Genomic DNA, 19305 nt, shown 5'->3' with positions numbered 1-19305 from the left:
GCCCCCACGCGGNCACTGCCCCGCTTCGACGTCCAATAGCACTAATCCCTCCCTCACCAACGAAACCCCGCACACAAAACCCCCTTGCACGAATCCCTCCCCAGCTATATAGTTGAAACCTAAACTATTTGATCGCCAGGAAACAGCAGTAACCCCCTGGTAAAGAGCCGTTTTCACGGAGTCATGTGTCATGAAGATTGTCTGCCTAGGAGGCGGCCCCGCGGGTCTGTATTTCGGGTTGCTCATGAAATTGCAGAACCCTGCCAACGAAGTGACAGTGATCGAACGTAACCGGCCGTATGACACGTTTGGCTGGGGCGTGGTGTTCTCTGACGCCACGATGGACAACCTCCGGCAGGCCGATCCTGTGTCGGCGCAGACGATTGGCGATGCGTTCAATCATTGGGACGACATTGAGATCAATTTCCAGGGACAGAGCATCCGGACCAGCGGGCACGGATTCATAGGCATCGGCCGCAAGAAATTGTTGAATATCCTGCAACAGCGCTGCGAAGACGTCGGCGTAAAGCTGGTGTTTGAGACATTCGTACAGGACGACCAGGCCGTGGCGCAGCAATACGATGCCGATCTGGTGATCGCCTCCGATGGTCTGAACAGCGTCGTGCGTACCCGCTACGCGGAAACGTTCAAGCCGGATATCGACACGCGCCGTTGCCGGTTCGTGTGGTTGGGAACCACCAAGGTCTTTGATGCATTTACCTTTGCCTTCGTGCAGACCGAGCACGGCTGGTTCCAAGCGCATGCCTATCGATTCGAGGATGGACTGTCGACGTTCATCGTCGAGACGCCCGAGGAAACCTGGCAGGCCGCAGGGATAGGAGAGATGAGCCAAGAGGAAGGCATCGCCTTTTGTGAAAAGCTGTTTGCGCCTTGGCTGGATGGGCATAAATTGATCAGCAACGCAGCGCACCTGCGCGGCGCAGCGATCTGGATCCGTTTCCCTCGCGTGATCTGCAATACCTGGGTGCAGTGGAACACGCTCGATACGCCGCGCGGCGAGCGTCGCGTACCCGTGGTGTTGATGGGGGATGCCGCGCATACCGCACATTTCTCGATCGGCTCAGGGACCAAGCTGGCGCTCGAGGACGCCATTGAGTTGGCGCGCTGTCTGGGAGGCGCGGAGGGCGGACTGGAGCAGGGCCTGCAGCATTACGAGGATGTGCGCAGCGTCGAGGTGCTAAAGATTCAAAACGCTGCCCGTAACTCCACCGAATGGTTTGAAAACGTGCAGCGTTATGCGGACCTGGACCCCGAGCAGTTTGCCTATTCACTGTTGACGCGTTCGCAACGGATCTCGCACGAAAATCTGCGCTTGCGTGATCCTGCCTGGTTAAATGGCTATGAAAGCCGTCTGGCCCAGCGTGCGGCAGCGCAGGTGGGCGATGCCACTGAGGCCGCAGGCCTGAAAAACGCAACGCGAGCCTCTGGTGCTGCGACAGCGGCTCCGCAGGTCGGCGCTGCATCGGATAACGCCTCTGCCACCGCTGCGCCTTTGCCGATGCTGACACCGTATCGCGTGCGCGGCACCACCCTGAAGAACCGCATTGTCGTCTCTCCCATGGCGATGTATTCCTGCGTGGACGGTGTTCCCGGCGAGTTCCACCTGGTGCATCTGGGGGCCCGCGCGATGGGCGGTGCAGGCCTGGTCATGGTCGAGATGACATGTCCTTCGCCGGATGCGCGTATTACCCCGGGATGTCCAGGGCTATGGAACGACGAGCAGGCCCAGGCGTTCGGCCGTATCGTGGATTTTGTGCACGCTAACAGCGATGCGCGCATCGGGATGCAGTTGGGCCATGCGGGCCGCAAAGGCTCTACGCAGTTGGGCTGGCAGCAGATGGATCATCCGCTTCCAGACGGCAACTGGCCGCTGTTGTCGGCTTCTGCATTGCCTTATTTGCCGGGCGTTTCCCAAACGCCGCGTGCGATGACGCGCGAGGACATGGACCGCGTGCGCGATGATTTCGTGGCATCGGCACGCCGTGCCGCGCAGGCCGGGTTCGATTGGCTGGAATTGCACTGCGCACACGGGTATTTGCTGTCCAGCTTCATCTCGCCTTTGACCAACCAGCGGGATGACGAATATGGCGGCAGCCTGGAAAATCGCCTGCGCTATCCGCTGGAGGTATTCCGCGCGGTGCGTGAAGCCTGGCCTCAGGATCTGCCGATATCCGTGCGTATTTCCGCTCACGACTGGGTTGAGGGCGGGATCACTGCGGACGATGCGGTCGCGATCGCACGATATTTCAAAGCGGCAGGGGCGGACATGATCGATTGTTCGTCAGGCCAGGTCAGCCCAGATCAGCACCCCGTATACGGCCGCATGTATCAGACGCCTTTTGCGGATCGGGTGCGTAATGAGGCCGGAATTCCCACGATCGCAGTCGGTGCGATTTTCGAGGCCGATCATGTCAACGGCATCATCGCCTCCGGCCGTGCGGATCTGTGCGCGCTGGCTCGCCCGCATCTGGCCGATGCCGCATGGACATTGCGGGAGGCTGCACGCGTCGGTTACCGTGATACGGCGTGGCCGAAACAATATGCGGCAGGCAAGCGCCAACTCGAAACCAACTTTGAACGCGCCGCACTGTTGGCGCAATTGGATGTCAAATGAACGCGTCTATCGGCGTATTGGATGGCCGTCACGCTCTGGTGACGGGCGGCGCCCGCGGTATAGGCCTGGCCTGCGCGCAGGCCTTGCAGCAACGTGGGGCAGCGCTGACCTTGCTGGGGCGCGACCGGGCCGCACTGGATGCTGCCGTGGCCGCGTTGAGCAAGCATGGCCAGGTCCATGCCGTGGTTGCTGATATTGCCGACGAAGCCTCGGTACGAGCGGCCTTTGAGCAGGCGGCACAGCATAGTGGCGCCGTGGATATTCTGGTCAATAACGCAGGCCAGGCGGTCAGTCAGCGATTCGATCGCACCGACGCGGCAACATGGCAGTCCATGTTGGCGGTGAACTTGACCGGCACCTACCACTGCACGCAGGCCGCGCTGCCGGGCATGTTGGCCGCCGGATGGGGACGAATTATCAATGTCGCCAGCACGGCAGGTTTGATCGGTTATCCCTACGTCAGTGCTTATTGTGCAGCCAAGCATGGTGTGGTGGGCCTGACTCGCGCATTAGCGCTGGAATTGGCGCGCAAGGGCATCACCGTCAACGCGGTTTGCCCGGGTTTCACCGAGACCGACATCGTGCGCGATGCCGTGAGCAATATTGTCAGCAAGACGGGCCGCACGGCTGAGGCTGCGCGTGATGAGTTGGCTGCCCGCAACCCCCAGGGCCGTCTGGTGCAACCCGCAGAGGTTGCAGAGACGGTTGCCTGGCTGGCCCTGCCGTCATCGTCATCCATCAATGGCCAGGCCATTGCCGTCGATGGCGGCGAGGTCATGCCAGGCTGAAACTTTGAACTTATTTCCATCCCAGAGACACGTCGCGGATCAGCAGGAGACATCATGACCGAAGCATCCACAGAGCACACCATGAAACATCATCGCCGTCCGTATGCAAACTATGCGGCGCGGACTTTCCTGTGGGAGGTGTCAGCGGATGGCAAGGTTGCGACGATCACCTTGAATCGCCCCGAGCGCAAGAACCCGTTGACGTTCGATTCGTATGCCGAGCTGCGGGATCTGTTTCGCAGCCTGTCCTATGCCACGGATGTCAAAGTGGTCGTGGTGACGGGGTCCGGCGGTAATTTCTGCTCGGGTGGCGACGTGCACGAGATCATCGGACCGTTGACCAAAATGAGTATGCCCGAGCTGCTGGATTTCACCCGGATGACGGGCGATCTGGTCAAGGCGATGCGGGCCTGCCCGCAGCCGATTGTGGCGGCTGTGGACGGTGTATGTGCAGGTGCGGGGGCAATGATTGCCTTGGCATCGGACATGCGTCTGGGTACCCCGGCGGCGAAGACGGCTTTTCTGTTCACGCGGGTAGGGCTGGCTGGGGCAGACATGGGTGCTTGCACGTTGCTGCCCCGGATGATCGGCCAGGGGCGCGCATCCGAGCTGCTCTATACCGGACGCTCCATGAACGCAGAAGAGGGCTCGCAGTGGGGGTTCTTCAATAGCCTGCACGACAGTGGGCAGCTGTTGGCAGCGGCTCAGACGCTGGCCGCGCAATTGGCCGCCGGCCCGACGTTTGCTCATGGCATGACGAAAAAACTGCTGCATCAGGAATGGAATATGGGTGTGGACGAGGCGATCGAGGCGGAAGCCGAAGCGCAAGCCATCTGCATGCAGACACGTGATTTCCATCGGGCCTATGAGGCGTTCGTGGCCAAGCAGAAACCGGTCTTCAAAGGGGATTGAGATGGCGGACACGTCGTGGCTGGATTGGCCTTTTTTCGAAGATCGTCATCGTGAGATGGCTGCCGAGCTGGAGGCGTGGTGCATCGATGCCTTGGCCGATATCGACCATCACGATACGGACGAAGCATGCCGCCGATTAGTCGCCGCACTGGGTCAGGCGGGCTGGTTGCGTTATTGCGTACCTGCGGGTCCTGACAATACGTGGGGAGGCGCGCTGCCTCAGGTCGATTCGCGCATGGTGTGCATTTTGCGCGAGACGCTTGCACGGCACGAAGGATTGGCGGATTTTGCGGCGGCGATGCAGGGATTGGGCAGCGGGGCGATTGCGCTGATGGGATCAGATGCGCTGCGTCAGCGTTATTTGCCCAAAGTGGCCAGCGGGCAGGCAATTGCCGCGTTCGCGCTGTCGGAGCCGGACGCTGGCTCCGACGTGGCGGCACTGTCTTGCTCGGCGCGCCTCGACGGTGACCATTATGTGCTCGATGGTGCCAAGACCTGGATTTCCAACGGCGGCATCGCGGACTTTTACTGCGTCTTTGCCCGGACGGGCGAGGCGCCGGGCGCGCGAGGCATCTCCGCGTTTGTGGTGGATGCCGACACGCCGGGATTCAGTGTTTCCGAACGCATTGATGTCATTGCACCGCATCCGTTGGCGACACTGACGTTCGATAATTGCCGTATTCCTGTTGCGCAACGGTTGGGCGAACCGGGACAGGGATTCAAGCTCGCCATGATGACGCTGGATATTTTCCGCGCATCGGTGGCGGCTGCGGCATTGGGTTTTGCGCGCCGGGCGTTGGATGAGGGCCTGTCGCGCGCACGCGAGCGCCGCATGTTCGGCCAGGCCCTGGCGGACTTGCAGTTGACGCAGGCAGCCCTGGGCGACATGGCGACGGCAATTGATTCTGCCGCGCTGTTGACGTATCGCGCTGCCTGGCTGCGCGACGTCAAAGGCGTGCGTACGACACGGGAGGCTGCCATGGCCAAGATGGCCGCGACAGAGTCGGCGCAGGCGGTCATCGATCGCGCATTGCAAATGTTCGGCGGCGCCGGAGTGGTATCGGGCATGCCTGTCGAGAAGTTGTATCGGGAGATCCGCGCCCTGCGCATTTACGAGGGTGCGACGGAAGTCCAAAAACTGATCATCGCCAGAGAGCTGCTTAAAGACTAGCCAACTAGCAACGGCAGCCCATCATCGCATCGCAAGGGGAACACCATGGAACGCTCCGCTCATCTGGACACATTCGCAAGAGATCATCTGCCGCCGCCAGAGGAGTGGCCCGAGTTTCTGCTCGATGGCCCTGATGTGAACTATCCCGAGCGCATGAATTGCGCCGCGGAACTCGTCGACGCCACGGTGATGGCGGGGCATGGTGAACGTATTGCGTTGCGTTGGCGTCAGGGCGATCAGCTCAGGACTATGACGTATGCCGAGTTGCGGACGCTGAGCAATCGGATTGCCCATGTATTGACCGAGGACATGCAGTTGGTCCCGGGCAATCGTTTGCTGTTGCGTGGCCCGAATAATCCGATGATGGCAGCCTCATGGCTGGCCGCCATCAAGGCCGGCCTGGTCACCGTGCCGACGATGCCATTGCTGCGCTCCAAGGAGCTGAAACAGATCATCGAGAAAGCGCAGGTGACGGCCATGCTGTGCGATGCGCAATTGCGTGAGGAGGCCGAGCATTGCCTGCAGCCGGATCATGAACATTACTGCGAGCCGCTCCGTCAGGTCGTGCTGTTTAACGATAGTGCGCCAGATTCGCTGGATGTGTTGGCGCAGGCTAAAGCCGATGATTTCTCCGTCTGCGATACGGCTGCCGATGATGTATGCCTGATTGCGTTCACCAGCGGCACGACAGGCATGCCTAAAGGATGCATGCATTTTCATCGCGATGTATTGGCCATGTGCGATCTGTTTCCTCGCCATGTCATCAAGCCCGGGCCCGACGATATCTTCTGCGGTACGCCGCCCTTGGCGTTCACGTTCGGTTTGGGCGGCCTGCTGTGTTTTCCGCTGCGCGTGGGCGCCAGTGTGGCGTTGGCGGAAAAACTCAATCCCGATGCGTTGATGGCCATGATTCAGGACTTTCGCGCCACGATCGTTTTTACTGCTCCGACTTTTTACCGTCAGATGGCTGGATTGGTCGGCAAATACGACATCAGCTCGTTAAAGAAAAGTGTGTCCGCAGGCGAGGCCTTGCCCGATGCCACACGTGAGCTATGGCGAAACGCTACCGGAATCGAGATGATCGACGGGATAGGCGGCACCGAGATGATCCACGTGTTCGTCTCCAGCCCGCCCGATGAGGTCCGCCCCGGAGCGATCGGCAAGGTCGTGCCAGGCTATGTGGCTTGCGTGGTGGATGAAGACATGCAGCCTGTGCCCAACGGCACCGCGGGACGTCTGGCGATCAAAGGGCCGACGGGATGCCGCTACCTGGCAGACGATCGTCAGGGACGTTTTGTGCAGCAGGGATGGAATCTGCCGGGCGATACCTTTGTACAAGACGATGACGGCTATTTCTTTTATCAGGCCCGCAATGACGACATGATCGTCTCCGCGGGATACAACATTGCCGGCCCCGAGGTGGAGGACGCGCTTTTGCATCATGAAGCCGTGGCCGAGTGCGGCGTCGTAGGGGTGCCCGATGACGAGCGCGGCCAGATCGTGAAGGCGTTTGTGGTGCTCAAGCCGGGCTATGAAGCGAGTGCCGGGCTGGTGAAGGCCTTGCAGGCTTTTGTAAAAGCGACTGTGGCTCCCTATAAGTACCCGCGTGCGATTGAGTTCGTGGAGGCTCTGCCGCGTACCGAGACCGGAAAATTGCAGCGCTTTGCGTTAAGGCAAAGGGCCTGATACCTGAATATGGAGCAGGTTTTACCCTAGGATCAACAGCGATGTCAGGACAACCCTTTATCAGCGAAGTCAACGTACGTTTTCGGCATTGCGATCCTGCCGGTATCGTGTTTTACCCGCGCTATTTCGAGATGATCAATGATTTCGTCGAGGAATGGTTCGATAGAGGGATGGGCTTGCCGTTTCACACGTTGCATGTAGGCCGCCGCATCGGGACGCCGCTGGCATCGGTGCAATGTGATTTTTCTGCGCCGAGCCGTTGGCACGAGACCTTGCGCCAGGAGCTGATTGTGCGTCGTATCGGCGGTGCGTCGTTCAGCGCTGAGGTGACGTTCTTTGGGCCAGATGGCGGTGTGCGGCTGAAGGCAACACTCACCATCGTCACGGTGGATCTGGATCGTATGCGGTCTACCGCGATTCCCGATGATTTACGCCTGCGTATGCAGGAGTTTTTAATCGCAGACCCGTCGCAGTAAGGCATCGTGCTTTCGATGAAAGCCGTCAGCCATAGGTGCGGCGTTCGAAGTTTTTAATAAAAGGATGATCCCATGAAGATTTTGCAACCGCCTGATTGGATGCCACCGCGTGGCTATTCGAACGGAGTGATGACGCAAGTCGCGGTCGGGGACCGGCTGGTGTTTGTCGGGGGACAGGTGGGCTGGAATGGTCAGCAGCAGTTCGAGACGGACGACTTTGCCGGACAAGTGCGGCAGGCACTGCTGAACGTGATGGCGATATTGGCCGAAGGCGGGGGCAAGCCAGAGCACATCGTGCGCATGACGTGGTATGTGAAGAACAAGCGCGAGTATGTGGCGTCCTATCCAGATATCGGCAAGCACTATCGAGAGATCGTCGGACGGCATTTCCCGCCGATGAGCGCGGTCGAGGTCGCCGATCTGGTCGAGGAGCGGGCCAAGGTAGAGATCGAGGTGACGGCGGTAATTCCCGGCTAACGCCGGGACTCCACCTTTTCTGCGAGCAGGTCGTATAGCAGTCGCGCGACGGGGTTGAGGTCCTTGCCGCGGGGATGTATCAGCCCTATGGTTCGTGTGATCGTGGGGTTACGCAGTGTGATGCTGACCAAGGTGTCATGGCCTTTGGATGGCATGGCCAGGCGTGGGACGACGCCGATTCCCAGGCCTGCTTCGACCATGCTGACCAGCGCCGGTACGTGTTGTACTTCACAGAAATGGCGAGGCCGCTGTTCACTGCGCGCCAGAGCCTGGTCAATCAGAAAGCGGTTGCCGCTGCCTTGTGCCAGCGTGATATAGGCGTGATGCGCCAGGTCTGCCCAATTGATGGATCGCCGCTTGGCCAAAGGATGTGCGCGGCTGACGGCTGCGACAAAGGGTTCCTCAAGCAATGGCTTGAACTCGATCTCTGCATCGTTGGTACCGATATAAGTCAAGCCGAAATCCGCATCGCCACGAGCGACCGCCGTTAATACCTGAGACGAGGATTCGTCGATGATGCGGATTCTGATGCGCGGATAGCGCGCATGATATTCACGAATCACGTCGGGGAGAAAGTATCCGACAGCCGATGGTACGCAGGCAATGGTCACCATTCCTGACAGCCGTTCGGCCACGTCCTGGATACCGACCAGCGCATTCTCCAGTTCGTTCAGAACGTTCCTGGCTCTGGGAACGAAACCGCGTCCTATCGTGGTCAGCTCGACTTTTCTTGTGGTTCTCGTAAACAGTTGGACGCCGAGCGCGTCTTCCAGTTTGTCCGCGCGACGCGATAGCGCCGATTGTGAGAGATGCAAGGCCTCGGACGCTGCTCGAAAGCTGCCTAAGTCGGCCACGGCCAAGAAAGCGCGCAAATCGGCAAGATCGAATTTCATGCGTTTTGAACAAGAATAGATCGAATTTTTGCACTTTACTCTATTCTGAGGCCTAGGCACGATAGCTCCCATCGCAGAGAACGGTCTGCGAGCGAGGAGACAAACTAATGATGCTTTTACGCAGAAACCCTCTGCGCCGATGGGCGCGGCTTGCCTGGATTTCTACGCTGATCTGTGCGGCGGCGGCAGCAAACGCCGGCGAGTGGCCCGAGCGGCCTATTCGATTGCTCGTTCCTTATGGGCCCGGGGGTAGTTCGGACGTGGTCGCGCGGGCGGTTGCCGCGGAAATGTCGCGCGACCTGGGGCAGCAGGTCATCGTGGAAAACAAGGGCGGCGGTCAGGGAACGATTGCCACGACGGAGGTCGCCCGAGCCAATCCGGACGGATATACCTTGATTCTGGGGCATGTGGGGACGTTGGCGGTCAACCCTACCATGATGCCGAAATTGAACTACGACCCGCGCCGCGATTTCGCCCCGATCGTCTTGTTGGCCAAGCTGCCTATGGTCTTCGCCGTGGGGGGCAATGTACCGGCAAAGACTTTGCCCGAGTTCGTTCAGTTGGCGCGGTCTAAACCTGGCGAGATCAATTACGGGTCCGCAGGTAACGGCAGTGCCGGACATCTCGCATTCGAGATGTTGAAAACTGCGGCAAAGATCGACGTGGTGCATGTGCCTTATCGAGGCACTGGCGCACAGGTCAACGATTTATTGGCAGGCAACATCGACGCTGCCGCAGCGGGAACGCCAGGGCTGTTGCCGCACGCCCAGTCCGGCAAGATCCGGATCGTGGCAGTGGGATCAGCGGCTCGGCTTTCCGTATTGCCTGATGTGCCAACTGTTGCCGAACAGGGGTATCCAGGCTTCGAAAGTTCGCAGTGGTTTGGCCTCTTGGCGCCGGCAGGAACCCCAGACCCGGTTATCAAACGACTGCACCAGGCGGCTTTGTATGCGCTTAACACTGATGCTGTCCGAAACCGCTTGGCTCACGACGCAAGCGAGCCCTCCGGCGCGGGCCCCGCCGAATTCGCGGCTTTTATCGACGCGGAAGAGCAGCGATGGGGCCGGGTCGTGAAAGACGCGCATCTCTCTATTGAATAAATCAAGACAGCATACCCATCCAGGAACATTCAGCATGACTCAAGCACGAGAAAAGATCGTTGTACCAGAAGCGCAGTTAACGGAACTCGGCATCCGAGCCTTTGAAGGGCTGGGATTGCCCCATCAAGATGCGGTGGATGTGGTTCGGATTCTCGTGCTGGCAGATTTGTTTGGACTCTCCACTCATGGCTTGTCGCGCATCGAGTCCTATGGTGAGCGCCTGCAGGTGCGCGGGATCAATGCCCGTCCGAATATTCAAGTGACGAGCCCCGCACCCGGGCTGCGATTGGTGGCGGGGGATAACGCCGTTGGTCCTCTGGTAGGAATGCATGCGTTACGGGCTGCCATGCAGGCGGCAGAGCAGTGTGGCGTTGGTATCGCGTTTGCGCGGCAGAGTAATCATTTCGGGCCGATTTCGCCTTATGGCCTGATCGCGGCAGAGGCCGGGTTTGCCAGCATCATAGGCAGCAACGCGACCACGACCATAGCCCCTTGGGGAGGAACGGATGCTCGCGTGGGCAATAGTCCGATTGGCTTTGCCGTTCCCAATCCTGGAGGAAACCCTTTCCTGTTGGATATGGCCATGAGCGTTGTCGCCAGAGCGAAGATTCGCAATGCCCTGAAAGCGGGTGCCTCGATTCCGGATACCTGGGCAACGGATGCCTCCGGTCGGCCGACGACGGATCCTAAGCAGGCGCTCGATGGTTTTCTCCTGCCTATCGGCGGACACAAAGGTTACGGACTCGCGTTGATGGTGGATCTCTTTGCCGGATTGCTGTCCGGCGCGGCTTATCTGACACACGTGAAGTCATGGGTCGATGCGCCAGACGAACCTCAGAATTTGGGGCATTTCTTTCTGTTGATTGATACCAAGAGGCTGGGTTCGACCCAGTGGCTCACCGACAGAATGAATGATTTTGCCTCCATTTTGCATGACAGCCCTGCTGCAGATGCCGAGCGGCCAGTCATTCAACCAGGCGACATTGAGCTGTCCAGGCTGAAAGCGCAACGAGCGGACGGTATCGCCCTCGAGCCAGAGGTACTGGCGTTATTGCGCAAGCATGCGGGCGAGCCGGTCGCTTGAGTGTTGCGGCGTATAGAGGAGACAGGCGATGAGGAAAAAAAGTCTATGTTCGGGCGTGATATTCGTCGCGGGGCTGATGGGATCCCCCGGTGCTGCCATGGCCGATTACCCAGATAAACCCATCCGGATGATTGTGCCCTATGTCGCTGGCGGGGCTGCCGATATCACCGCGCGAGTGTTGGCCGCACAGATGTCTCACGAACTCGGCGGCACGATCGTTGTGGAAAACAAGCCGGGAGCCAATGGCATGATTGGCACCGATATGGTCGCCAAGTCTGCGCCGGACGGCTATACGCTGCTGCTCGATGCGAGTGGTCCGCTCGTCGTCAATCCTTCGCTTTACAAAAAAACACCGTACGATCCCGTCAAGGATTTTGCTCCCATCAGTCAGATCGCGAGCTATCAGTATGTGCTGGTCGTACCTGAGCAGTCATCGATTCACAGTCTTGATGAACTCATTGCAGCTGCAAAGGAGAAGCCCGGTGCGGTCACTTATGGTTCCGCCGGTATTGGTGCCGGCGGGCATTTGGCCGGGGAATTGTTGGCGATGCAGACCAAGACCGAGCTTTCGCACATCCCGTACAAAGGCAATGCGCAGGCGTTGACGGATGTCCTGGGTGGCCAACTTTCTTTCACCTTTGATACGGTGGTTACCGCCACGCCCTATCTGCGTACGGGAAAGCTGCGCGGGTACGCGGTATCCGGTCCTCGCCGGGCAGAAGGGCTTCCCGACATTCCTACGATGCAGGAGCTAGGCTACAAGGATTTCGTCGTGACACAGTTTCAAGGCCTCTTGGCGCCGGCCGGCACGGATCCCCAAATCATTGCGAAGCTGCACGACGCCGCCGTGCGCGCCGCACAACATCCTGATGTGGTTCGAAAGCTGGCGACCGATGGAGGCAACGAGATCATCGCCGGGACGCCCGAAGCGTTTGCGCAGCAGATACGCGAGGATCTGCTGCGCTATCGGCAGCTGATTCAAGATGCTCATGTGAAAGCGGAGTAAGCGATGTATCAGATCGATATTCTTGTGCAGGGATACCCGGGGCGCGCCGTCTGTCACGGTGGGCTGGGTTGGAGCACCAGCACGTTATTGCGCGCGGCGGATCGCAAGATCCTGGTTGATGTGGGGGCTTTCGGTATTCGCCATCTGCTCAACAAGCAATTGCATGCTTGTGGTGTCGAGGCGTCAGAGATCACCGATGTGGTGCTGACGCACGCCCATTACGACCATGCCGTGAATTTCGTGCTTTTTCCCAATGCCACCGTTTGGATAGGGGAGCTGGAACTCGACTGGGCATCAAAACAACCACCGGGTTTCAATCCCTTGCCCGAGCTGTACGTACGAGAGCTGACACAGCTGGCCCGCGTCAAGCGTCTGCGTCACAACGAAACGTTCATTCCCGGTATTACAGCCATTGACGCGCCGGGGCATACTCCGGGCCACCTTCTGTTTTATGTGGACGACGAACGTCAACCCGTGCTGTTTACCGGAGATGCGGCAAAGAATCGCGCGGAGTTGATATCCAGCCGTGTCGTGGATACAGGGGACGTCGCTGCGAGCCAAGCAAGCATGGCACAGATCTGGAGGCTGTGGCGCCGCCGGCCCAATACGTTGCTCGTGCCGGGACATGATGTGGGAATGATCTTGAATGACCAGGGGCTGCCCGAATACGTGGGCGAACGCCGCGCAGCCATTAACGCGTGGTTTGGCGACGATCTAGAGCCCATGCCGATCGATCTTTGCTGTCAGCCGCGATTACAACGATTTTCCGTTTGAATTATCTCTTGGCCCCTTCCTCTATGACTATTGATCCGAATGTCGTTTCTTCCTTCACCCCTGCCGGCCGTCTGCGGGCATCTATCAATCTCGGTAATCCCATTCTCGCGAATCGAAATGCCGCAGGTGAGCCAGTAGGCGTGTCTGTAGACCTCGCGGGTGCTTTTGCCCGGCGCCTCGGTGTGGAGCTGGAGCTGGTCGTGCTTGATGGCGCCGGCAAGTCCGTGGACACGGTGACGCAAGAGCGAGCCGATATCGGTTTTTTCGCCATCGATCCCAAACGTGCGGCAGGGATATGTTTTACCGATGCCTATGTGCTGATTGAGGGGGCCTATCTGGTCCGCGATGACTCGCCGTTGCAGCACATGGACGAGGTCGATCGCGCGGGACATCGCGTGACGGTAGGCCAAGGCAGTGCCTACGATCTGTTCTTGTCTCGCGAGTTAAAACACGCATCTATCACGCGGGCGGCGACGTCTCCGACGGTTGTGGCAACCTTTTTGGCTGATGGGACCGAGGTGGCCGCGGGGGTCAAGCAACAACTTGAGTCGGATGCGCGCCACTATGGCGGATTGCGTCTGCTGGAAGGAAGCTTTATGACGATTCGTCAGGCGATGGGGCTGCCGCGCGGGCGAGTAGAGGCCGCTGCGAAAGTGCTGGCCAGCTTTGTCGAAGAGATGAAGCGCAGTGGATTTGTTGAGGATGCGCTGAAACGTCATGGCATACAGGGGGCTGCTGTGGCTCCGGCTGCGGCCTTGACCTGAGTACGATGGCATCAGGCCGTCTACAGTCAGTAGACGGCCTGATGATGTTGCGATGTTTCCTCAGGCGGTCAGGTCTTTAGGCCCGCATTCCCGCAAAAACTGCCTCGGCTGCGTCCAGCGTCCCATCGATGACTGCGTCATCATGCGTGGCCGAGACGAAACCGGCCTCAAAGGCCGACGGCGCAAAATGTACGCCGCGATCCAGCATGGCGTGGAAGAAATGCTTGAACGCCTCGCCGTTGCTGGCCGAAACCTCGGTGAATGAGGCAGGGACGGTCTCTCGGAAATACAGGCCGAACATGCCACCGACAGCGTCGGCGGAGAACGCGATATTGGCGGCTTGGGCGCGCTGGCGCAGACCGTCGACCAGGCGCGTCGTCTGGGTTGCCAGGCGATCATAGAAGCCCGGCTCGCCAATCAGGCGCAAGGTGGCCAGGCCGGCGGCGACCGCGACGGGGTTGCCCGACAGTGTGCCTGCCTGGTAGACGGCTCCCAGCGGAGCCAGATGTTCCATCAGGTCGGCGCGGCCGCCCAATGCGCCGACGGGCATACCGCCACCGATGACTTTCGCCAAGGTCGTCAGATCGGGTTTGATGCCGGTCAGACCTTGGACGCCTTGGGGGCCCACACGAAAACCTGTCATGACTTCGTCGAAAATCAGGACGGCGCCATGTCGCGTGCACAGATCCCGCAGGCCCTGCAGGAAGCCATCGGCGGGCTTGATGAGGTTCATGTTGCCGGCGACAGGTTCCACGATGACGCAGGCAATGTCGGCGCCGTGTTGCGCAAACGCGGCGTCGACGGCGGTGAGGTTGTTGTATTCCAGGGTCAGCGTGTGCGAGACGAACTCAGGCGGCACGCCAGCAGAGCTGGGATTGCCCAACGTCAACAAGCCCGAGCCGGCTTTGACCAGCAGGCTGTCGGAATGGCCGTGATAACAGCCCTCGAATTTGACGATCTTGGCACGGCCGGTGGCGCCGCGCGCCAGGCGGATAGCCGTCATCGTAGCCTCTGTGCCCGAGCTCACCAGGCGAACTTTGTCCAGAGAGGGCAGGCGTTCGATCAAGGTTTCCGCCAGTTCGATCTCGGCTTGGGTTGGTGCGCCGAACGACAAGCCCCCTAGCGCAGCTTCGCGCACGGCCTCGACGACGTCGGGATGGGCGTGGCCCAGGATGGCCGGGCCCCAGGAACCGACGTAGTCGATGTAACGAGTGTCTTCCTCGTCCCACACATAAGGCCCTTGGGCGCGCTTGATAAAGCGCGGCGTGCCGCCCACCGAGCGGAAGGCGCGTACAGGTGAGTTGACGCCGCCAGGGATGCTGCGGCAAGCACGATCAAAAAGTTCGGCGTTGGTGGACATGATGTTCTTATGAAAAAAGCGACGCGTCCGCGTCGCGGCAAGATGAAGGAAACGGCGCAGCGCAGGCTTGGGCTGCGGCCTTGATGTCAGGGGCCTCGAACAGCCCCGTGATCACCGCGATACTGTCTGCTCCTGCCTGAGCGACCTGCGGTGCCAGGGCAGGGGTGATGCCGCCGATAGCGACCACCGCAGCGCGTGCCATGGTTGCTGTCGAGGACGCAGTCGTTGCGTTCACCGGTTGTGCGGCCGCACCCCGATCAGCGGCATGACGTATCGCCAATTCGCGAGCCTGTGCGAGCAGGCTCAAGGGCGCTTGCACCGCTTGCGGTTTGGTGGGCGAGGAAAACACCGCCCCAAACGCGATGTAGTCTGCGCCTGCATCGAGCAACTGACGCGCCCGATCCAATTCGTTGTAGCAGGACGCGCCCAGGATCAGATTCGGTCCGGCATCCGCACGCGCCTGCGCCAGATCACCGTCGTCACGGCCCAGATGGGCGCCATCGGCGCCGACTTCCAGCGCCAGACGCCAGTGGTCGTTGATCAAAAATACGACGCCGAGCTCGCGGCATAGCGGCGCCAGTGCGCGAGCCTGGGCCGAACGTTGCTCAACGGTGGCGTTTTTGCGCCGCAGTTGCAGGGCACGCATGCCACCCGCGGCTGCGGCACGCACGGCGTCCAGCAAGCGATCCGTGTCGTCCCATTCAGGGGTAACACCGTAGAGTCCCGACGGAAAGCGTAATGTGCTCATGGGGTGCCTATCCGATTTGGAATCCGTCGACCCATTCCCGCCAAAAAGGCGGTTGCCAGGGTCTGATCGGCGTGGTGCAAGGCTTGTTCCACCGCTTTGGGCATGTCCAGCCCCTGTGCCAGCATGGCAGCCGCCGCCGTCGCGGCGACGCCGCCGGTGTCGGCATTGCGCTCAGGGGGAGCCTGCCAGGGCAAGGTGACGGTTTGCCCTTCGGGACCCAGCAAGACGTTGGCGTTATGTCCGGGACGCACTGGAGCGCCCAGTACCAGGGCCCACTGCGCACCGCCCGCGACCAGCGCATGCATCGGGCTGGGGGCATCGCCGATATTGATTTCGCCATCCGCATGCCATTGCGCCAGGCGCAGGTGTTCGACCACGACCAGGTCGGTCTGGGGCAGCACCAGTTCCAGCGTGGCGGCCAGCAGATCTTGAGCGTCGTCTTCGGCTGCCACGTCCTGGGACAGCAGGCCGCGTTGGCCTAGATGCAGCACCAGCGGCACCTGGCTATAGTCTGCGGCGACCTGGGCCACCACGCTAGCCGTCTCGGCACTGTAAAGTCCACCGACTTTAATCGCGTGTACCGGCATGTCTTCGAGCAGGCAGCGGGCCTGGTCGTCGAGCAATTCAGGGGAAATGGGCTGGATGTCTTCGATTCCGGCAGTATCCTGCACGGTAAGAGCCGTCGCCGCGGCCAATCCGTGGCAGCCCAGGCGGGCGCTGGTCACGGCGTCAGCGGGGAGTCCGTCGGCGCCAGAGGGATCAACCGGCCCGAAAATCAGGATGAGAGGGGGAGTCACAGAGGTCAAATGCTGCGTGAAAGACGGGATTTTGTCCGATCGCACGACGGCAAATCGGGCAACCCCTATTGGGTTTCGGTAAGATTGCCCCATTCTAATGGATGCGGCTTACGCTTTGCCCGTCGCGGGCGGGTCGGCCGCAATTGATGTAACAGAGAAAAGAGAACTATGCGTACTTGGATGTGTTTAATTTGTGGCTGGGTATACGATGAAGAGTCTGGCTTGCCAGAAGAAGGCATTGCTCCGGGCACCCGCTGGGAAGACGTCCCGCCGAACTGGGTCTGTCCCGAGTGCGGCGCCCGGAAAGAAGACTTTGAATTGATGGAAATCTGAACGTGCGGGCAGCCTGGCTGTCCCCGTCCAGCCCCAACAAGGGGGTGTTATGACCGACGAGCACTACGATACGCATGCTGATGACGCGGACGATGATACGTCCCAGGCGCCGGCCACCGATTTTTCCAACCAGTTCCTGATCGCCATGCCGCAGATGGTCGAGGGCAATCTGGCGGGATCGGTCATTTATATTTGCGAGCATACCCAGCGCGGGGCGTTGGGGTTGGTGATCAATCGTCCGACGGACCTGACTTTGTCCGGTTTGTTCGAGCGTATTGATCTGAAACTCGAGATTCAGCCCGTCAACGATACACCCGTCTTCTTTGGCGGGCCGGTGCAGACCGATCGCGGATTCGTCCTGCATGCCCCTGCCGGAGACTACAGTTCGAGCATCAAATTGGGCGACATGGCCCTGACGACATCCCGGGATGTGCTGCAAGCTGTTGCCGATGGTAACGGGCCTGCGCGTATCCTGGTTACGCTTGGTTATGCAGGGTGGGGTGCCGGCCAACTCGAAAGCGAAATGGCCCAGAACGCCTGGCTGAGCGTAAGCGCTGACGCCAAGGTCATCTTCGACGTGCCGCCCGAAGACCGCTACCCTGCGGCGCTGAAGCTGCTGGGCGTCGATCCCGTCATGCTGTCCGGCGGTGCGGGGCATGCCTGAGGAAACCCTGCTGGCCTTCGATTTCGGGGAAAAGAAAATCGGCATCGCCATCGGGAACACCTTGACCCGGCAAGCGCGGCCGCTCGAGATCATTTTCTCCGAAATTCGCGATACCCGGTTTGGGCGCATTGCCCAATTGCTGCAGGAGTGGCAGCCCCAACGCGTGATTGTCGGGCTGGCACTGGCCTCCGATGGCGGGGAACAGCCCGCCACTGCCCGCTGCCGCCGTTTTGCCAATCAACTCCACGGCCGGTTCGGCTTGACGGTCGAGCTCGTCGATGAGCGCGGCTCCAGCATGGAGGCCCAGCAATTGTTGGGTACGAACGAGCCCGACGACGCGATGGCCGCCTCGGTCATCCTGCAACGCTATCTAGATGCCTTGCCTTGACCACTATTCGCTCGTACAGCGAGGTGTCGTCCCAGCTGTAATGAGATGCCAGCAAGCAATCACAGGTATGATGCTGGCCGGCCGACCGTCCACCCCATGGGAGGGCAGGACGATGGCCTGGGAGTCCTGAACTTGTCTTTACTCAAGTTTCCACGCATCGTTCTGCGTTTGATCCTCGTGGTGCTGTGGATCATTTTTGGCTTGCTCTGCGTAGGCCTTGTCTATCCCTTTCTGGGACTGTCTGCACGTGCGCGGCTAAATCGCTTCTGGTCACGCTGGCTGATGTCATTTTGCGGCATCCGTGTCGTCGTCAGCGGTCAACCCTTGCTGACCGATGCGGTCCTGTGGGTAGCCAATCACGTATCGTGGATCGACATCTTCGTCGTCAATTCCGTTCGCGCCACAGCCTTTGTGGCCAAAAGCGAAATCCGCAGCTGGCCAGTCATAGGCTGGCTCGCTGCAGGCGCCGGCACCCTGTTCATCGAACGGGGCCAACGCCATGCCGTCCACGCCGTCGGCGAAGCCGTCCAGGCCCGATTTAAACAAGGCGAGGCCGTCGGCCTATTCCCCGAAGGCACTACCAGTGAAGGCGACACCGTCCGTCCCTTCCATGCCAGCCTCTTCGAGCCTGCCCGCGTAGCCTGTATCCCGATCCAGCCCGTCGTCCTGCGCTTCCTGCAACACGGCCAGCGCAGCCCTTTGGCCGCCTTCGTCGGCGAAGAAACCCTCGCCACCAACCTCTGGCGCGTTCTGGGCGCCACAGGCCTCTCAGTCGAAGTCGAATTCGTCGCCCCGCTGGCCACGCAAAGCCCCGACGGCACTCCAGTCACCCGCTTGGAAATCTCCAAACAAGCCCGCTCCGCCATCGCCGACCGCTTATAACAGCAGCGCGAGAGCGGGTAGCTATGAACAACCGGCGATTTGACGCCGTCGCCTCGGCATTGCGTAATTGGATCGGTGCTGTAGCGAGTTGCTCCGTCTCGGCGATAGCCGAAACGCCAGTATCCATCCCACTCCAAAAAAGCTTGCCCTCTCCAGACCAAACGTTATTTTTGGCCGCGCCCGTAGGCGGCCAAAAATAACAACCCTGCAAGATATTCTTCCTTGCCAAAGCCCGCCCCACGAAGCCTAAGCAAGACACCCGTCCCAGCGATGTGGGAGGCTTGAGCCATCGCGAGTCGAGCAGGGGCAATCACGGTGTGGGGGCGCCTCGTGGTCGAGCGAGGGAAACCGAAGGAGCGCAGCGACG

Annotated in this window: 20 protein-coding genes; 16 read left to right on the top strand and 4 right to left on the bottom strand. The window is 60.2% G+C overall.

Annotation, left to right across the window (positions count from 1 at the left end):
* Positions 1–190 precede the first annotated feature (190 nt).
* The 7 genes from ACNA0J_RS28880 to ACNA0J_RS28850 all read left to right on the top strand — a co-directional run bounded on the left by ACNA0J_RS28880 (position 191) and on the right by ACNA0J_RS28850 (position 8145).
* Positions 191–2635, top strand: a complete 2445-nt coding sequence (locus ACNA0J_RS28880) for a bifunctional salicylyl-CoA 5-hydroxylase/oxidoreductase (RefSeq protein WP_415822436.1) — start codon at positions 191–193, stop codon at positions 2633–2635.
* The gene (locus ACNA0J_RS28875; protein ID WP_415822434.1) at positions 2632–3423 is read left to right on the top strand and encodes an SDR family NAD(P)-dependent oxidoreductase; all 792 of its coding nucleotides are present in this window, start codon (positions 2632–2634) and stop codon (positions 3421–3423) included. The genes ACNA0J_RS28880 and ACNA0J_RS28875 overlap by 4 nt, the downstream gene beginning before the upstream one ends.
* Positions 3424–3477: 54 nt before the next feature.
* Complete coding sequence (locus ACNA0J_RS28870) at positions 3478–4335, top strand: enoyl-CoA hydratase family protein (RefSeq protein ID WP_415822433.1); 858 nt, start codon at positions 3478–3480, stop codon at positions 4333–4335.
* A 1-nt stretch (position 4336) separates the two neighbouring features.
* The gene (locus tag ACNA0J_RS28865) at positions 4337–5506 is read left to right on the top strand and encodes an acyl-CoA dehydrogenase family protein (protein WP_415822431.1); all 1170 of its coding nucleotides are present in this window, start codon (positions 4337–4339) and stop codon (positions 5504–5506) included.
* Positions 5507–5551: 45 nt separating this feature from the next.
* Positions 5552–7192: an AMP-binding protein gene (locus tag ACNA0J_RS28860; protein ID WP_415822430.1), complete on the top strand. Its 1641-nt coding sequence runs from the start codon at positions 5552–5554 to the stop codon at positions 7190–7192.
* Between the two features lie 41 nt (positions 7193–7233).
* Entirely contained in the window at positions 7234–7668 is a 435-nt protein-coding gene (locus tag ACNA0J_RS28855; protein WP_415822429.1) for an acyl-CoA thioesterase, read from the top strand.
* A gap of 72 nt (positions 7669–7740) precedes the next feature.
* Entirely contained in the window at positions 7741–8145 is a 405-nt protein-coding gene (locus ACNA0J_RS28850) for a RidA family protein (RefSeq protein ID WP_415822428.1), read from the top strand.
* On the opposite strand, the gene ACNA0J_RS28845 is transcribed toward ACNA0J_RS28850, so the two are convergent.
* Positions 8142–9038: a LysR family transcriptional regulator gene (locus ACNA0J_RS28845; protein WP_415822427.1), complete on the bottom strand. Its 897-nt coding sequence runs from the start codon at positions 9036–9038 to the stop codon at positions 8142–8144. The two genes, ACNA0J_RS28850 and ACNA0J_RS28845, sit on opposite strands and share 4 nt — an antisense overlap.
* A 107-nt stretch (positions 9039–9145) precedes the next feature.
* Here ACNA0J_RS28845 and ACNA0J_RS28840 point away from each other — a divergent pair, with 107 nt between their 5' ends.
* The 5 genes from ACNA0J_RS28840 to ACNA0J_RS28820 are packed head-to-tail and all read left to right on the top strand — an operon-like array spanning position 9146 to position 13766.
* Positions 9146–10138 (top strand): Bug family tripartite tricarboxylate transporter substrate binding protein, encoded by a 993-nt coding sequence (locus ACNA0J_RS28840; RefSeq protein ID WP_415822426.1) that lies wholly within the window; start codon positions 9146–9148, stop codon positions 10136–10138.
* A gap of 34 nt (positions 10139–10172) precedes the next feature.
* The gene (locus ACNA0J_RS28835) at positions 10173–11222 is read left to right on the top strand and encodes an Ldh family oxidoreductase (protein ID WP_415822425.1); all 1050 of its coding nucleotides are present in this window, start codon (positions 10173–10175) and stop codon (positions 11220–11222) included.
* A gap of 28 nt (positions 11223–11250) precedes the next feature.
* On the top strand, positions 11251–12228 hold the full coding sequence (locus ACNA0J_RS28830) for a Bug family tripartite tricarboxylate transporter substrate binding protein (RefSeq protein ID WP_415822424.1): 978 nt from the start codon (positions 11251–11253) through the stop codon (positions 12226–12228).
* Positions 12229–12231: 3 nt separating this feature from the next.
* Positions 12232–13002 (top strand): MBL fold metallo-hydrolase, encoded by a 771-nt coding sequence (locus ACNA0J_RS28825; protein WP_415822423.1) that lies wholly within the window; start codon positions 12232–12234, stop codon positions 13000–13002.
* Positions 13003–13025: 23 nt separating this feature from the next.
* Positions 13026–13766: an ABC transporter substrate-binding protein gene (locus ACNA0J_RS28820; protein WP_415822422.1), complete on the top strand. Its 741-nt coding sequence runs from the start codon at positions 13026–13028 to the stop codon at positions 13764–13766.
* A gap of 76 nt (positions 13767–13842) precedes the next feature.
* Here the strand turns inward: ACNA0J_RS28820 and hemL are convergent, their stop codons facing one another.
* From hemL to ACNA0J_RS28805, 3 genes are read right to left on the bottom strand one after another with little or no spacing between them, the layout of a single operon-like run.
* Positions 13843–15126, bottom strand: a complete 1284-nt coding sequence (hemL, locus tag ACNA0J_RS28815) for a glutamate-1-semialdehyde 2,1-aminomutase (RefSeq protein ID WP_415822421.1) — start codon at positions 15124–15126, stop codon at positions 13843–13845.
* A 7-nt stretch (positions 15127–15133) separates the two neighbouring features.
* Entirely contained in the window at positions 15134–15874 is a 741-nt protein-coding gene (thiE, locus tag ACNA0J_RS28810; protein WP_415822420.1) for a thiamine phosphate synthase, read from the bottom strand.
* Positions 15871–16680 carry a bifunctional hydroxymethylpyrimidine kinase/phosphomethylpyrimidine kinase gene (locus tag ACNA0J_RS28805; protein WP_415822438.1) on the bottom strand — a complete coding sequence of 270 codons (810 nt, stop codon included), beginning with the start codon at positions 16678–16680 and terminating at the stop codon, positions 15871–15873. Before ACNA0J_RS28805 ends, thiE begins: the two co-directional genes overlap by 4 nt.
* Before the next feature lie 159 nt (positions 16681–16839).
* Between ACNA0J_RS28805 and ACNA0J_RS28800 the strand changes: the two genes are divergently transcribed.
* The 4 genes from ACNA0J_RS28800 (at position 16840) to ACNA0J_RS28785 (ending at position 18938) form a co-directional block, all read left to right on the top strand.
* A complete protein-coding gene (locus ACNA0J_RS28800; protein ID WP_094819754.1) occupies positions 16840–17004 on the top strand; it encodes a rubredoxin in 165 nt (54 codons plus the stop codon).
* A gap of 49 nt (positions 17005–17053) precedes the next feature.
* Positions 17054–17668 (top strand): YqgE/AlgH family protein, encoded by a 615-nt coding sequence (locus tag ACNA0J_RS28795; protein ID WP_415822419.1) that lies wholly within the window; start codon positions 17054–17056, stop codon positions 17666–17668.
* Positions 17661–18056, top strand: coding sequence for a Holliday junction resolvase RuvX (gene ruvX, locus ACNA0J_RS28790; RefSeq protein WP_415822418.1), 396 nt, complete (start codon positions 17661–17663; stop codon positions 18054–18056). Before ACNA0J_RS28795 ends, ruvX begins: the two co-directional genes overlap by 8 nt.
* Before the next feature lie 96 nt (positions 18057–18152).
* The gene (locus ACNA0J_RS28785; protein WP_415822437.1) at positions 18153–18938 is read left to right on the top strand and encodes a lysophospholipid acyltransferase family protein; all 786 of its coding nucleotides are present in this window, start codon (positions 18153–18155) and stop codon (positions 18936–18938) included.
* Positions 18939–19305: the final 367 nt, after the last annotated feature.

The organism is Bordetella tumbae (assembly GCF_965139195.1).
Taxonomy (GTDB): domain Bacteria; phylum Pseudomonadota; class Gammaproteobacteria; order Burkholderiales; family Burkholderiaceae_B; genus Bordetella_A; species Bordetella_A tumbae.
This window is presented reverse-complemented; position numbering and strand designations above follow the sequence as displayed.